This window comes from Methylomonas rhizoryzae (genome assembly GCF_008632455.1).
Classification (GTDB): domain Bacteria; phylum Pseudomonadota; class Gammaproteobacteria; order Methylococcales; family Methylomonadaceae; genus Methylomonas; species Methylomonas rhizoryzae.
In genome coordinates this window covers 2,020,768-2,035,592 of the sequence record NZ_CP043929.1, presented here as the reverse complement: position 1 = coordinate 2,035,592, position 14,825 = coordinate 2,020,768, and the positions used below count along the sequence as shown (strand labels likewise).

At 51.9% G+C, this 14,825-nt stretch carries 14 protein-coding genes; 11 read left to right on the top strand and 3 right to left on the bottom strand.

The genetic code is table 11. From position 1 onward, the window contains the following. Positions 1-43 precede the first annotated feature (43 nt). The 3 genes from F1E05_RS09310 to F1E05_RS09300 form a co-directional block, all read right to left on the bottom strand. On the bottom strand, positions 44-541 hold the full coding sequence (locus tag F1E05_RS09310) for a cytochrome P460 family protein (protein ID WP_150048028.1): 498 nt from the start codon (positions 539-541) through the stop codon (positions 44-46). A 205-nt stretch (positions 542-746) separates the two neighbouring features. Then, positions 747-1,385, bottom strand: a complete 639-nt coding sequence (locus tag F1E05_RS09305) for a hypothetical protein (RefSeq protein WP_150048027.1) — start codon at positions 1,383-1,385, stop codon at positions 747-749. 92 nt (positions 1,386-1,477) lie between these two features. Further along, positions 1,478-2,134, bottom strand: coding sequence for a PEP-CTERM sorting domain-containing protein (locus tag F1E05_RS09300; protein WP_150048026.1), 657 nt, complete (start codon positions 2,132-2,134; stop codon positions 1,478-1,480). 340 nt (positions 2,135-2,474) lie between these two features. Here F1E05_RS09300 and parC point away from each other — a divergent pair, with 340 nt between their 5' ends. The 11 genes from parC to F1E05_RS09245 all read left to right on the top strand — a co-directional run bounded on the left by parC (position 2,475) and on the right by F1E05_RS09245 (position 14,823). Beyond that, complete coding sequence (gene parC, locus F1E05_RS09295) at positions 2,475-4,712, top strand: DNA topoisomerase IV subunit A (protein ID WP_150048025.1); 2,238 nt, start codon at positions 2,475-2,477, stop codon at positions 4,710-4,712. A 24-nt stretch (positions 4,713-4,736) separates the two neighbouring features. Beyond that, a complete protein-coding gene (locus F1E05_RS09290; RefSeq protein ID WP_150048024.1) occupies positions 4,737-5,876 on the top strand; it encodes an MlaE family ABC transporter permease in 1,140 nt (379 codons plus the stop codon). Positions 5,877-5,886: 10 nt separating this feature from the next. Then, positions 5,887-6,669: an ABC transporter ATP-binding protein gene (locus F1E05_RS09285; protein WP_150048023.1), complete on the top strand. Its 783-nt coding sequence runs from the start codon at positions 5,887-5,889 to the stop codon at positions 6,667-6,669. After that, complete coding sequence (locus tag F1E05_RS09280) at positions 6,666-7,691, top strand: MlaD family protein (protein WP_150048022.1); 1,026 nt, start codon at positions 6,666-6,668, stop codon at positions 7,689-7,691. Before F1E05_RS09285 ends, F1E05_RS09280 begins: the two co-directional genes overlap by 4 nt. 5 nt (positions 7,692-7,696) lie before the next feature. After that, positions 7,697-8,287 carry a PqiC family protein gene (locus F1E05_RS09275; protein ID WP_150048021.1) on the top strand — a complete coding sequence of 197 codons (591 nt, stop codon included), beginning with the start codon at positions 7,697-7,699 and terminating at the stop codon, positions 8,285-8,287. Between the two features lie 30 nt (positions 8,288-8,317). Continuing rightward, complete coding sequence (locus tag F1E05_RS09270; RefSeq protein WP_150048020.1) at positions 8,318-9,103, top strand: exodeoxyribonuclease III; 786 nt, start codon at positions 8,318-8,320, stop codon at positions 9,101-9,103. Positions 9,104-9,213: 110 nt separating this feature from the next. Continuing rightward, positions 9,214-9,681: a bacterioferritin gene (gene bfr / locus F1E05_RS09265; RefSeq protein WP_150048019.1), complete on the top strand. Its 468-nt coding sequence runs from the start codon at positions 9,214-9,216 to the stop codon at positions 9,679-9,681. A gap of 229 nt (positions 9,682-9,910) precedes the next feature. Next, a complete protein-coding gene (gene glnE, locus F1E05_RS09260) occupies positions 9,911-12,790 on the top strand; it encodes a bifunctional [glutamate--ammonia ligase]-adenylyl-L-tyrosine phosphorylase/[glutamate--ammonia-ligase] adenylyltransferase (RefSeq protein ID WP_150048018.1) in 2,880 nt (959 codons plus the stop codon). A 190-nt stretch (positions 12,791-12,980) separates the two neighbouring features. Beyond that, positions 12,981-14,069 (top strand): methyl-accepting chemotaxis protein, encoded by a 1,089-nt coding sequence (locus F1E05_RS20735; RefSeq protein WP_150048017.1) that lies wholly within the window; start codon positions 12,981-12,983, stop codon positions 14,067-14,069. A gap of 12 nt (positions 14,070-14,081) precedes the next feature. Next, complete coding sequence (locus tag F1E05_RS09250) at positions 14,082-14,450, top strand: response regulator (protein ID WP_150048016.1); 369 nt, start codon at positions 14,082-14,084, stop codon at positions 14,448-14,450. Between the two features lie 79 nt (positions 14,451-14,529). Continuing rightward, complete coding sequence (locus tag F1E05_RS09245; protein WP_150048015.1) at positions 14,530-14,823, top strand: STAS domain-containing protein; 294 nt, start codon at positions 14,530-14,532, stop codon at positions 14,821-14,823. The last annotated feature ends 2 nt before the right edge of the window (positions 14,824-14,825 follow it).

Sequence of the window (14,825 nt, the reverse complement as noted above, 5' to 3'; positions counted from 1 at the left end):
TCAAGCGGACAAATGCCGAAATTTGCAGCACAAAAGGTCTCACTTATTTTATGGCCGGTACGGTGTACACGTAATCGGCATCTTTCATCGGCGTATGGCAGGCGAAACACGTCGCGGATTTTTCTTGATCGTGCATCTCCAGGCGGTCGGCAACCCAATGCCCGAAACCCCAACCGCCGGTTTGCGCATATTTTTTACTGTCTTTGACCATGGCTTCCGCCCCAGCGAATTCACCCGGTACCACGGCTTGTGGCCAATTCGGATGGCTGGATTCTTTCCAACCAACCTTGGCTAAAATGGTGCCGTCCGGCCAAGACTTGGTGCTACCGCTGCGCGCAGCCTGGATGGCAATATCGTTGCCTAAAATCACCCGCACCAATTTTTTGTCCAGGCGATGGGAAATACCGATCACCCGCCAGTCTTTGTACGCGCCGAATTCCGGTTGCGGCGGATTGGCCGGGACCGATTCCGCGCCGGCAAACGGTGCGGCACCGAGTGCCGCAATACTCAATAGAACTGCTGCGAACATGCTTGGTTTCATCTAAATCTCCTAAATCCGTATGAGTAGTTGACTGAAGCGCTGGGAATTTTAACCAGATACGCGCAGATCGGCTAACATTAAAACTGCCATTTTCGCTTGACTTGAGCGGAAATCCTGTATCGGGGGATGCTTGTCGCAACCACCCGCCGGTATTTTTAATCGGCGAGTGGCGCGGCTGTAAGGAGATAAAGAAAGGGATTAGCGGTCAAGCGGCGAGTTTTTTACGCGAAGCGCCGGCGGCAACGATCAACATGGCGCCCATCAAAGAAAAAGCGGACGGCAGCGGAACCGGCGATCCACCTGAATTTTCGATAATGTTAACCAGCGTTATCGGACTGATATTGGCATCGAATCCATAAGGACCGATAAAGTTCAGACTTAAACTGGTTAAGTTTAAAAATACCGAGTCGTCCGAAAATTCGTCGAATTTAAACAACTGCTGCCCGCTGCCGTTTACGGAACGCACCCCGGAGCTGGAGCTGCCGTTAGCCACTAATTCCAGATCCAACGACAAGTCGATGTTGTCTATGGCAAAACTAATGGCATTGCCGAACGCCGTTAAGTCAGTCACATCGAATGTCCATTGCACCGAGCCGCTTCCGGCCGACTTGATCGAATTGGATATCAACAACACGCCGTTATCGGCCAACACTGTTTGCCTGCTCAATACGCTGCCATCCGTCGCGTAAACCGTAAAAGTCCGGGTGGCATTGCTTAGATCGGAACCCGCCAATACAGGGGATGTTGCCACTGTAGCCCCTAGGCTATTGCCTTTGTCGCTGACCGATTGCCAATCGGTAAAACCGTCTAGGCTGAAATCGCCAGCGTTAGCGCAATTAGACATAAAAATCGCAAACGCCCATGCGGCGAGAGTCGTTTTTCTTGATTTGCTGAGTGCCATAAAGGTTTCCTGTGAAATGAATGAATTGTCGCGGTTTAAATGGTCGATTGAGACTGACGTCTAGCGGCGAAACCGGCAAAGCCTATTGCTATGAGCAAGGCGATATTCGGTTCCGGAACGGTTGAGCCTGTACGGGTATCGGTGGCGAGCAAACTAAATGCCGCATCCCAGGCATTACTTCCGGAAAATTTGATTTCCAAGCTTTGCACGTTGGAAAACGCTAACGGATTGCTAAAGTCGGCAAAATCGAATGCATAGTGCCCGGCAAGCGTAATCATTTGAACCGCATGAACCGAACCGGCATTGACGATAAACTCGATGCCGATAGGGCCGGCATCTTTCGCGTCCACGTTGAACAACAATGCCGTAGCCATGGACGAGAAATCTATGCTGTCGAAAGCATAAAACACCGAAGCGCTGCTGGTGGAGCCGGGGTCGTTGGTGCTGACGACCAAATTACCGCTATCGATGCCAACATAGGTTTCGTATGGCGAATTGGCAGCGGCCGACAAACTTCGTTCCAAATTGCTTAAATCGGTATGTGTCGCGCTTATGTGAACAGGTCCGTCCACGCCGTTGATCACTTCTTGGTAGGTTTGAAAGTCATCGATTAATACGTTGGCGGCCGCCGGTTGAATGGCAAACACCGACAATAAAGCCGGCAGCACTAGAGGTGTTTTCGCTATCTTCACGTGGACTTCCTTTGAAATGAACAATTTGGAGTTTTAGGTTGCTGTTAAGCAGCATTTATGCCACTCTCCTTTTGCATTCCGCATTCAAGGCTTGGAAACTTGAGCCATTTAACTTTCCAACCATAAAACTGACAGCAATGACAGGTATTTAATGTCAAGCCTGACAAACCTGTCGTCATGGCCGGCGGGCATGACGACAGGTCAAAAATCGCCCTGAATGCAACAATCGATTAATCACAGCAAATAACTGCCGTAAAATGACAGGCCGAAAGCCGCCAACCCTTGCCGAAGCGCGGCGGCTCTTACTCAACACCGCTTATTTAACTTCTCATCATTCGCCATGGGTGTCTTAGAAAATTTCGAACAATTCCCGCTAAAAGACTTTACCGAAAAGGCGTACTTGGACTATTCCATGTACGTCATTTTGGACCGCGCCCTGCCCCACATCGGCGACGGCCTCAAACCCGTGCAGCGCCGCATCGTCTATGCAATGTCCGAATTGGGCCTGACCGCGTTAGCCAAATATAAAAAATCCGCCCGCACGGTCGGCGACGTGCTGGGTAAATACCATCCGCACGGCGATTCCGCCTGTTACGAAGCCATGGTGCTGATGGCCCAGGATTTTTCTTACCGCTATCCTTTGATCGACGGCCAGGGCAACTGGGGCTCGCCGGACGATCCCAAATCCTTCGCCGCGATGCGTTACACAGAGTCTCGCCTGACCGCATACGCGCAAACCTTGTTGAGCGAACTGGGACAAGGCACGGTCGACTGGGCGGATAATTTCGACGGTACCTTGCAAGAACCGGCGCTGTTGCCGGCCCGTCTGCCGAATGTGCTATTGAACGGCACCATGGGGATCGCAGTCGGCATGGCCACCGACATTCCTCCCCACAATTTACGCGAAGTCGCCAACGCCTGCTTGCAGCTACTGGACGATCCCGGTACGCCGATGGAGATTTTGCTGCAACACGTCAAAGGTCCGGACTATCCGACCGACGCTGAAATCGTTACCTCGGCCGCCGACCTGCAAAAGCTGTATCTTTGCGGCAACGGCTCGGTAAAAATGCGCGCCAAATTCGAATGGGAAGACGGCAACATCGTCATCACCGCCCTGCCTCACCAAGTTTCCGGCGCCAAGCTGCTGGAGCAAATCGCCGCCCAAATGTTGGCTAAAAAGCTGCCGATGATCGAGGATTTGCGCGACGAATCCGATCACGAGAATCCGACCCGGCTGTTGATCATCCCCAAAACCAAGCGCATCGATGTCGAAGCCGTGATGTCGCACCTATTTGCAACCACCGATTTGGAAAAAAATTACCGGGTCAATCTGAACATGATCGGCCTGAACGGCAAACCGCAAGTCAAAAACCTCAAACAGATCTTGAGCGAATGGCTGAGTTTTCGGACCGAAACCGTACGCCGCCGTTTGCAACACCGCCTCGACAAAGTCTTGGCGCGCCTGCATATCCTGGCGGGCTTGTTGATCGCTTATCTGAACATCGACGAGGTCATCGCCATTATCCGCCACGAAGAACAGCCGAAACCGGTGTTGATGGCGCGCTTTGAATTGACCGACCTGCAAGCCGAAGCAATCTTGGAATTGAAATTGCGTCACTTGGCGAAGCTGGAAGAAATAAAAATCCGCGGCGAACAGGACGAACTGGAACAAGAACGTTTGCAGTTGGAAGCGACTTTGGGCTCGGAACATCTATTGAACCGGCTGATCCGCGGCGAAATCGAGCGGGACGCGGAAAAATTCGGCGATGCGCGCCGCTCACCCATCGTTGAACGCGACGCAGCACAGGCCTTGGACGCCAGCGAATTGATAGCCAACGAACCGGTGACCGTCATCTTGTCGCAAAAAGGCTGGATACGCGCGGCCAAAGGTTACGACATCGAGGTCGAAAGCCTGAGTTATCGGGCCGGCGACGGCTATTTGTCCTCGGCCAAAGGCCGCACCACGCAAGCGGCTTACCTGCTCGACTCGACCGGCCGGGTCTACACCATCAGCACCCACGACCTCCCTTCCGCGCGCAGCCAAGGCGAACCGTTGACCGGGCGGCTCAATCCGCCGGCCGGCGCGTTGTTTACCGATGTGTTCAGCGGTCAGCCGGACGATTGGGTTTTGCTGTGCAGCAGCGCCGGTTACGGTTTCCGCGTGCAATTGAAGGAGTTATTCAGCAAGAACAAAGCCGGCAAGGCGGTTTTGAGCTTATCCGACAAGTCCGGTGTAATAAGCCCGGCGGCGATTGCGAGCGAACACGAGCTGCTCGCCGTCGCCAGCTTGCAAGGCAGATTATTGATTTTTCCGGCGCAAGATTTGCCGGAATTGGCAAAGGGCAAAGGCAACAAGCTGATCCAAATTCCGCCAGCCGATTTGGCGGCCGGCAAAGATGCGCTGGTCGCGGTGTGTGCGTTCAAAACCGGCGGCGAACTGAAAATCGTCTCCGGTAAACGCCACCTGACCTTGAAACCCCAGGACATTGCCCAATACACAGGTCATAGAGCCAATCGCGGCAATTTACTGCCCAGAGGCTTTCAAAAAGTCGACGCCCTGTACACAACCAGCGAATGAGCCCCCTCTAGCAACGTGTAGCTCATGCCGGAATCGCCCACCCTAACTGCCGGAATTCACTACGAAAACGCCGCAAATGGCAGCTTAATCGTGCATTTGAGCGGTTACTGGCAAACCGGCAGCGCTATTCCGGATATACACACTCATGTCGCCGAGTTAACTCGGCGACAACCTCGCGCGCTCAAGATTAAAGTCACCGTCACGACTTGGGACAGCCGTCTGCCCTGTTTTCTGTTCAAACTGCTGGAATTCACCGGTCGAAAAGGTATAGACACCGAGCTGGACGAATTGCCGGATAGCCTGCGGGCCTTGTTGCAACTCGCCCTGACGGTGCCGGAACGTAGCGACGCGCAACGCGTATCGCTACCCGAATCGACACCGGCTAAAATCGGCCGCTTCGTTGTGAACTTTGCCAACCATACCGCCGAATTCGTGCAATTCATTGGCGAATTGATGCTGGCTGCAGCTGCCGCATTCGGCGGAAAAGCCCGTTTCCGTTGGCTGGACGTACTGATCGCCATTCAAGATGCAGGGCCCGGCGCCTTGCCTATCGTCGGTTTGATCAGTTTATTGGTCGGCTTGATCTTGGCGTTCGTCGGCGCGGTGCAGCTGGCCTTGTTCGGCGCGCAAATTTATATCGCCGACTTGGTGGCGTTAGGCACCGTTAGGGAAATGGGTACGCTGATGACCGCAGTGATCATGTCCGGCAGAACCGGGGCCGCCTATGCCGCGCAATTGGGCATGATGAAGGTCAATAGCGAAATCGACGCCTTACGGACCATGGGCCTTTCCCCTATCGAATTTCTGATCTTTCCTCGCATGCTGGGTTTGATACTGATGATGCCGCTGTTATGCCTGTATGCGGACTTAATGGGCATCATAGGCGGCGCTATCGTCAGCTTGGCGATATTCGACATTGCTCCGGCTCAGTACTATTACGAAATCCGCAAAGCGGTGCAATTGGACGATTTGGCGATAGGCTTATTCAAAGGCTTGGTATTCGCCGCGTTGATCGCGAGCGCGGGCTGTATGCGCGGCATGCGCTGCGAAAACAGCGCCGCCGGCGTCGGCGATGCGGCGACCGCCGCGGTGGTCGACAGCATCATCTACATCGTCGTGGCCGACTCTGTCATCACCCTGCTGTGCAATCAATTGGGTATCTAGCCGTCCAACCATGACCTATCCCCACATCAGCGTCTCCAATCTGACCATGGCCTACGGCGATTACATCGTGCAGCGCGATTTGAACTTTACAATAGCGCGCGGCGAAATCTTCATCGTCATGGGCGGCAGCGGTTGCGGTAAAAGCACGTTGCTGATGCATATGATCGGTTTGAAAACCCCGCGGCAAGGCGACGTGTTCTACGAGCAACAAAGCCTTTGGCAAGCCAACGCGGAACAACGCAACCGCATCATGCGCCGTATCGGCGTGTTATACCAAGGCGGCGCCTTATTCAGTTCCATGACGCTAGCGGAAAACGTCGCCTTGCCGTTGAACGAATTTACCGAATTGAGTAAATCCGAAATCGCCGACATGGTTTCGTACAAATTGGCTTTGGTAGGCTTGGCCGGCTTCGAAACTTATTATCCGGCCGAATTGAGCGGCGGCATGCAAAAACGCGCCGGCTTAGCCAGGGCCATGGCTTTGGACCCTGAAATTTTGTTTTTCGACGAACCTTCATCAGGCCTGGACCCTATCAGCGCCCGTTTGTTGGATGATTTGATTGTGAGTTTGCGCGACGCTTTAGGGACCACGGTAGTCGTCATCAGCCACGAATTACCGAGCATATTCGCAATCGGCACCAACTCGGTGCTGTTGGATGCGGATGCAAAAACCATGTTGGCCCAAGGACCGCCCAAACAAATCCTCGAACACGCCCAAGACCCGCGTATCATACGCTTTTTGACGCGCGGTACCGGCATAGCGCAGTCCGCCCCAGCCAAAACCGATACATGAGTAAATCCATCAGTCCCACTGCGATCGGCGGTTTCACCATCGGCGCCGTGCTGCTGTTAATCAGCGGCCTGTTTTTGTTCGGCGGCGAAAGTCTGTTCAGCCCGGAAAAACAACGTTACGTGGTGTTTTTCGAATCTTCTCTGAACGGCCTGGAAATAGGCGCGCCGGTTAAAATGCAAGGAGTAAAAGTCGGCCAAGTCACGGATATTGCCTTGCAATTCGATAAAAAGCGCGACAAATTATTCAAGCCTGTGGTCATCGAAATAGAACCCGAGCGGATCAGCGGCTCCGGCGCATCACCTCTACCCGTCGCCGAAAACGAAGACGACAGAAAAGCGCAACTCGACAAATTGGTCGCTCTGGGTTTTCGCGCCCGTTTGGAGCTGCAAAGCTTTTTGACCGGCTTGCTGTATGTCGATCTGGACGTCTATCCCAACAAACCGGCCCTGTATGCCGGGCTCAATTACCAGGATTTGATGGAAATTCCCGGCATCCCGACTACTGCCGACGAATTGCGCAATACGGCCGAAGAAGTAGTGGAAAAACTCAAGGAGTTGCCGCTGGATCAAATCGTGCGCGACTTCGCCGAAAGCCTGCACGAAATCCGCAGCTTGTTGGCTTCGGAAGACTTGAAGAAAACCCAAGTCTCGCTGGCCAATACCTTGCAACAAGTGGAAACCACCTTGGCCATTCTCAATCGAAATCTGGAACCCTTGCTGCGCGACAGCCACGCCACCATCGTCAATTCGGAACATTTGGTTAAAGATACCCAGGCAGTAATTGCGCAGTTGCATGCCGGCTTGCCGCAAATTTTGCTCAGCGCCGACAAAACTCTGTCGGCCGCCGCCGCTACATTGAACCAAGCCGAAAGCTCCTTGCAGAGCATGGGAAATGCGGTCGGTCCCGATTCGTCGCTGAACGCCACGCTGAACGCGCTAAAACAGGCTGCCAAGGCGATTCGTGATTTAAGCGACTATGTGCAGCAGCACCCCGAAGCACTGTTGACAGGAAAGGACGACTAGCCACCATGAAACCAATACCTCTGCCGCGCTGTTTTCCGATATTGTTACTCGCCTTATGGGGCTGCGCCTCGACTCCGGCCGCTAATTTTTTTTTGCTGGAACCGCTGCCGATGCCGCATCAACGAGAGGCGGCCGGCTTTTTGCCCGTGACGCTGGAACTCGGGCCGATCAAAATTCCGGCGTATTTGGACCGAGCGCAACTGGTTTATGCAACCGCTGACAACCGCTACCGCTTAGATGAATTCAACCGCTGGGCCGAGCCTTTGGACGACAACATCGGCCGGGTTCTGACTATCGACTTGCAAAACGCGTTAGGCGCCAAGGTTCTGCCGCCGCATTCGCCGCTGGCCGACCAAACTACTTATAAAATCGCGCTAAACGTGCTGCAATTTCACAGGGATGGGCTGAACCAGGCAATCCTGAACGCCGATTGGCTGATCAGCCAACAGGGCAAGCAGTTAGTGCAGACACCATTTAATTGCGCGCAACTCGTTCGCGGCGATACGGCCGCAGATCAAGTCGCCGCCTTGAATACCTGCTTGAACCAATTGAGCGGCAAACTCGCGGATAATGTAAAGTCACTGCTACGCCGATAACCCTACCGACCACCGTCGGCCTCACTTGCCATGCGCATAATTTCCCTGAATTTAAACGGTATCCGTTCGGCCGCCAACAAAGGTTTGTACACATGGTTGACCATGCAAAACGCCGATTTCGTTTGTCTGCAGGAGCTCAAAGCTCAAGCGGCTGACCTGACGGCGCACATGCAAAATCCCGACAATTACCACGGTTACTTTCATTATGCCGCCAAGAAAGGTTACAGCGGGGTCGGCCTATACAGCCGCTTACCGGCGGATTGCATCATCGAAGGCCTGGGCTACCCGGACATTGATGCGGAAGGCCGTTATTTGGAAGCCCGCTTCGGTAATCTGTCGGTGATTTCCTTGTATCTGCCCTCCGGTTCCAGCGGCGAGGAACGACAAGCCGTGAAGTTCAGCGTCATGGCCCGCTTTTTCCGGCATCTGCAACAGCTGAGAAACTCCGGGCGGCAAATCGTGATCTGCGGTGACTGGAATATTGCCCACAAAGAACAAGACTTGAAAAATTGGCGGGGCAATCGGAAAAACTCCGGTTTCCTGCCGGAAGAACGCGAATGGTTCGGCAAGGTGTTAAGCGAATTGGAATGGGTGGACGTTTATCGCCGGCTGCACCCGGATGCAACCGAGGCTTGCTACACTTGGTGGAGCAATCGCGGCCAAGCCTGGACGAAGAATGTCGGTTGGCGTATCGACTATCACATTTCGACGCCGGAACTTGCCCGCTCGGCTACAGCCGTCAGTATTTATAAAGCACAACGCTTTAGCGATCATGCCCCGCTTACCGTCGACTACCAGTGGACTATCGACCGCTGACGGCCTGTTTCCTGTGATCACACAAAAACACACTCAAAGCATGGTTAACGAAATGTTACACTGGCGCACCAGACGAGGATTCCAACTAAATTTAAAACTCAGGGGGTTTTATGAAAGGTAATGATCAAGTTATCGCTCATCTCAACGACTTGCTCGCCGGCGAACTGACCGCCATCGACCAATATTTCGTGCATTCGCGCATGTATGAAAACTGGGGTTATCACAAACTATCCGAGCGCATCGCTCACGAAGTTCAAGACGAAACCAACCACGCCGACGCACTGATCAAACGCATTCTGTTCTTGGAAGGGACGCCGGATTTGACCAAGCGCGATCCATTGCAAGTAGGCCGTGACGTCGAAGAAATGTTGAAAAACGACCTGAACGTCGAATTGTCCGTCGTGCAGCATCTGCGTAAGGTCATGGCATATTGCGAATCCGTGCAAGATTACGTCACCCGGGAAATTCTTCGCGCCATGTTGGACGATACCGAACACGACCATGCCCATTGGTTGGAACAGCAGTTAAACCTGATAAGCCATATCGGCTTGCAAAACTATCTGCAATCGCAAATGTAACACCGCAGCAAGCGAACCGGGGCCTGTCAGCACCATCGCCGTAAAGTTAAGCCGTTTGTAGCAAATGCAGGGTTGAATGTATTCGACCCGATGCCGCCAACAATGCGAATCAATGCGCACCTACCCTTTTTAACTTAAACGCATTGATGTTAGCGTCCCGGTCCTCGTCTTCGCGACACTCGGTCGCTTGGCCTTCGCTCCGCTTGATTTCCGGAGATCGCTTATCCCCATGCTGCAAAATACCGTGTTACCCATACCCGCCGATCTGCCCGCTACCCTACGCGAACATGCCGAGCCGCTTTACGCCAAGTTGGCCGCTACCCTGTCCGCAGCCGATCTTGACATATGCCGAGACGAAAGAATCAAACAATCGGCGCCGAAAGTATGCTTATGCAGTCAGTTCGTATTGGAAAATTGGCTGAAAGAACCTGCAATAATCAAGGATTTAGTTGAAAGCGGCGACCTATTCTCGCCCGTACGACGCCAAAGCTATGCCTCGACCACGGCACAATTTGAAGTTGACTCCGAAGCCGCGCTAGCTAAACGCCTAAGACAGTTTAGGCGGCGAGAGATGCTGCGCATCGCCTGGCGGGATTTAGCCGGCTGGGCGGACCTGGACGAAACGCTGGCCGATTTAAGCGAGCTAGCCGATTGTTGCATCCGCTCGGGGTTGGATTTTTGTTACGCGCAAGCTTGTCAGCGTTGGGGCACGCCTATCAGCCGCGCCGGCCATCCTCTCAATATCGTCGTTCTGGGCATGGGGAAACTCGGTGCCGCCGAACTGAATTTCTCGTCCGACATCGATTTGATTTTCGGGTTTGCCGAAGACGGCCTGTTAACCGAGAGAAAAGAAATCAGTTACGGCGAGTTTTTTACCAGAATCTGCCGCTCCTTGATCAAATTGCTGGATGAAACCACCGTAGACGGCTTTGTATTCCGAACCGATGTGCGCTTGCGTCCGTTTGGAGACAGCGGCCCATTGCTGATGGATTTCGACGGCATGGAAAAATACTATCTGTCCCAAGCACGAGAGTGGGAACGTTACGCCATGATCAAGGCGCGTCAGGTAGCGGGCGACTTCGTCACCGGCCAACAACTGGCCGGCATCATCAAACCCTTCGTGTATCGCCGTTATTTGGACTACGGTGCGTTCGAAGAACTGCGTGCGCTCAAATTTCAAATCACCCAAGAACTCAAACGTAAAGACCGTTTGGATAACGTCAAACTCGGCCCCGGCGGCATCCGTGAAATCGAGTTCATAGGCCAAGCCTTCCAACTGATACGCGGCGGGCGGGAACCCCGTTTGCAGCAACGTGAAATTCAGGCGGTATTAAAATCCTTGGCCGAGCTACAGCTGATGACACACAACGATGTGTCGTTATTGACAGAAGCCTATCGTTTTTTGCGTCAGGTCGAAAATCATATCCAAGCGTTCCAAGACAAACAAACCCACGATCTGCCCAAGCAAGAAGCCTATCAAATGATACTGGCTTATTCGTTGGGTTATAACGATTGGCCTAGCTTCAAGGCGCGATTGGATAGTGTTCGGCAAGGCGTGCACGGCATTTTCGAGCAGGTATTTTCTTTATCCGAACAAGATCGTCAGCACCAATCGTCCAAAGTAATCTGGAGCGGCGTAGATCCGGTACGCTGCTTGGCCTTACTGGGGGAATGCGGCTATATCGATGCAGAGGACACCTTTAAAGCCCTACAAGACTTCAAAACCTCAAGCGCGGTCAAAAAGTTGACCAACAAAGGCGCCAACTTTCTTGATCGCTTGATGCCTTTGGCTCTCGAAACCATTGCCAACATCGAAACGCGCGAAGTCACGCTTAAACGGGTATTGGCGTTGTTTTCCGCGGTTTCCGGCCGTAGCGTGTATTTAGCCTTGCTTGCGGAAAACCCGGACGCGCTAAACCAACTGGTACGCTTGGCGTCCGCCAGCTCTTGGATCTGCGATTACCTGGGTAAGTATCCGATTTTATTCGACGAATTACTGGATCCTGCGGCGCTTTATCAGCCGTTAAACAAAGCGGCTCTAGCGCAAGACCTGCAACGCGAGCTGGATAAGTTGGAGAGCCGCGACAGCGAAGCCTTGATGATTGCTCTTCGCCAGTTCAAGCACATCAACGTTCTGCGCGTCGCTGCAGCGGACGTCATGAGCGTCATTCCTGTGATGGTGGTTAGCGACTATTTGACATGGATCGCAGAGGTCGTATTAGATCAAGTCGTGATGCGTGCTTGGTCAATGTCAATTGACAAATACGGCTGCCCGCCCGGCGCATCCGCGCAACAAATCAGCGGATTCGGCGTCATCGGTTTCGGTAAATTAGGGGGAATCGAATTAGGCTATGCCTCCGATTTGGATTTGGTGTTCTTGTATCGATGCCAAGACGATTTGGCGATGACGGACGGCCCCAAATCGATCAGCTGTGCGCAGTTTTACATCCAGCTCGGTCAAAAGATTCGGCATATTTTGGACACCAAAATGCTATCCGGAATACTTTATGAATGCGACCTTCGCTTGCGTCCGAACGGCGATTCCGGGCTGTTGGTCACCCATATTGACCATTACGAGGACTATCTGCGCAATCAAGCCTGGACTTGGGAACATCAAGCGCTGGTTAGAGCGCGATTTATTAGCGGCGATGTCAACATGCAAGAAGAGTACCAAAGCATCCGGGCCCGCATTTTGGCCTTACCTAGAGACACCCGACAGCTGAAACAGCAAGTAGCGGAAATGCGGGAAAAAATGCGCACTCACCTCGCCGATGAATCCGCAGACGCGTTTGACTTAAAGCAGAGTAAAGGCGGCATGGCAGACATTGAGTTTTTGGTCCAATTCGGGGTACTGGCTAGAGCACAACATAACGCAAAGTTAACAATTTATACCGACAACATCAGAATTCTGGAGTCACTGACTCAAGACGGCTTCTTGAACTCGGACGACGCACATGCCCTAAAAGAAGCATACAAAGCCTACCGAAATTTCGCCCACCATCAAATTTTACAAGGCGAACGCGCTGTGGCCAGCCCGCAAGAATTCGATAAGCTGCGCGGCAAAGTCGATGCGATTTGGGAACACATCATGCTGAACCGAACAACATAGGCCTGATCTAGCCCCGCACGTTGCACTCTGCCGTTTGTCGCCTAAACTCACCTGTGCTGCAACTGGCAAAGCCGCTAGCTTTATTTAGTAAAAGTAAATGCCTGAAAGCATCACAGTTTGCCTTCATTGTTCTTGATATGCCTTACTCACAAGGCTAGCTTAGTCCGTCGACACGAATTTTAAGGAAGTCATGTCTATCATCGAAATTGCAATCTCGCTCTTAGCAGTCGTATTTGCCGGAAGTATCGGTTTTTGGTTGGGTCGCAGTAGCGCAGAAAACCAATACAAACAGAGTACCGAAACCGATAACAAATCTTCGCAAACGGACGTGCTCGACACCGTAAAGCACTATTTACGGAGCGTAAACGCGTTCGCAGAAGACATTATCCCCACATGGTCACAGCATATCGAGAACTCCAGACTACAGATGGAACAGGCAGTCGGAGACTTAACCACTCAATTCGCAGTCATTACCCGCAACCTCGATAACGTTTTAAAATCTTCCGGCAGCACCTTTTCCGAACGTCACGAAGATATTTTTCTATCCAGCAATAGCCGTCTGGAAGAAGTGGTCAACTCACAAGAACTCTCGCTAAAACAAAACACACTGGTTCTGGAGCGTATACGCTCGCTGGCCGGCTTTATAGACGAGCTAAAAAACATGGCCAAAGAAGTGGCAAGGATTGCCGACCAAACCAATCTGATTGCATTAAATGCCGCAATCGAAGCCGCACGAGCCGGAGAAGCGGGAAGAGGATTCGCCGTGGTAGCCGACGAAGTAAGAAAGTTATCCAACCAATCCGGGGAAACCGGGAAAATGATAGGCTCGAAAGTCGACCAAATTAATAATGCGATGAATGCCGCGCTCAGTGCGGTGGAAAAAAGTGCTGAAAACGAGATCAACTCCATCGAATCCGCAAGAAGCAACATACAATCGGTACTTGGAGATCTGCGCTCGATTTTCGAAAACTTGCAAAATGATTCAAGTCATTTAGGTGTATCGGCCCAAAAAATAAAACAAGAAATCGATCAATCTCTGATTCAGTTCCAGTTTCAAGATCGCATAGGACAAATTCTGTCCCATGTCCGCGATAGCATTAACGAATTTCCGCATCACGTAAACGCTAGCCACAGCACGGAACTTGAAAAACTGAAACCCCTGAATATTAACGCCATGCTGAACGCTTTAAGAAGCAGCTACACGATGGAAAGCGAACATCATGCGCACGGGGGCACGAATTCTTCTTCCACCACCAATGACGAAATTACATTTTTCTAGGATTTTCAAATTATGTCGAAAACTATTTTGATCGTTGACGATTCGGCGTCAGTCAGGCAGGTCGTAAAAATCGCTCTTACCGGAGCCGGTTACGATGTTATCGAAGGCGTGGATGGCAAAGACGCTTTGTCGAAATTAACCGGCCAGAAAGTACATCTGATCATTTCGGACGTGAACATGCCTAATATGGATGGCATTACCTTTGTTAAAGAAGTTAAGAAGCTAGCGGCCTATAAATTCACTCCTATCATCATGTTAACCACCGAATCTCAAGAAACTAAGAAACAGGAAGGTCAAGCAGCCGGCGCTAAAGCCTGGGTGGTAAAACCCTTTCAGCCGGCGCAAATGTTAGCGGCCGTATCTAAACTTATTTTGCCTTAGCGAATTTAAGAGTTGCAGCCATTTACAGACTGCCCTGAAATCGCTATTTCTTCAATATTGTCAATTTCGATTACATACCATGCAAACTCTGACTTTAGAAGATGAACTAACGATTTTTACTGCAGCAGAGCTGAAACCGCAGCTTTTAAATTTTCTTAATTCGGAAAATGAATTGGAAATCGATTTGTCCAAGATCGTAGAAATGGATACTGCCGGGCTGCAACTTTTGATTTTGATTAAGCGTGAAGCGAATAAAGCAAGTAAAAAACTTCATTTCATTTTTCACAGTAAAACTGTATTGGAAATACTAGAACTAACCAATTTAACCGCTTCATTCGGCGATCAAGTAGTGTTAGCTCGCAACGAGGGGTAGCC

Excerpts from the sequence above, each read along its gene's own strand:
- F1E05_RS09310 (WP_150048028.1), bottom strand. The coding sequence starts at position 541 with ATGAAACCAAGCATGTTCGCAGCAGTTCTATTGAGTATTGCGGCACTC.
- F1E05_RS09305 (WP_150048027.1), bottom strand. The coding sequence starts at position 1,385 with ATGTCTAATTGCGCTAACGCTGGCGATTTCAGCCTAGACGGTTTTACC.
- parC (WP_150048025.1), top strand. The coding sequence starts at position 2,475 with ATGGGTGTCTTAGAAAATTTCGAACAATTCCCGCTAAAAGACTTTACC.
- F1E05_RS09290 (WP_150048024.1), top strand. The coding sequence starts at position 4,737 with ATGCCGGAATCGCCCACCCTAACTGCCGGAATTCACTACGAAAACGCC.
- F1E05_RS09285 (WP_150048023.1), top strand. The coding sequence starts at position 5,887 with ATGACCTATCCCCACATCAGCGTCTCCAATCTGACCATGGCCTACGGC.
- F1E05_RS09280 (WP_150048022.1), top strand. The coding sequence starts at position 6,666 with ATGAGTAAATCCATCAGTCCCACTGCGATCGGCGGTTTCACCATCGGC.
- F1E05_RS09275 (WP_150048021.1), top strand. The coding sequence starts at position 7,697 with ATGAAACCAATACCTCTGCCGCGCTGTTTTCCGATATTGTTACTCGCC.
- F1E05_RS09270 (WP_150048020.1), top strand. The coding sequence starts at position 8,318 with ATGCGCATAATTTCCCTGAATTTAAACGGTATCCGTTCGGCCGCCAAC.
- bfr (WP_150048019.1), top strand. The coding sequence starts at position 9,214 with ATGAAAGGTAATGATCAAGTTATCGCTCATCTCAACGACTTGCTCGCC.
- glnE (WP_150048018.1), top strand. The coding sequence starts at position 9,911 with ATGCTGCAAAATACCGTGTTACCCATACCCGCCGATCTGCCCGCTACC.
- F1E05_RS20735 (WP_150048017.1), top strand. The coding sequence starts at position 12,981 with ATGTCTATCATCGAAATTGCAATCTCGCTCTTAGCAGTCGTATTTGCC.
- F1E05_RS09250 (WP_150048016.1), top strand. The coding sequence starts at position 14,082 with ATGTCGAAAACTATTTTGATCGTTGACGATTCGGCGTCAGTCAGGCAG.
- F1E05_RS09245 (WP_150048015.1), top strand. The coding sequence starts at position 14,530 with ATGCAAACTCTGACTTTAGAAGATGAACTAACGATTTTTACTGCAGCA.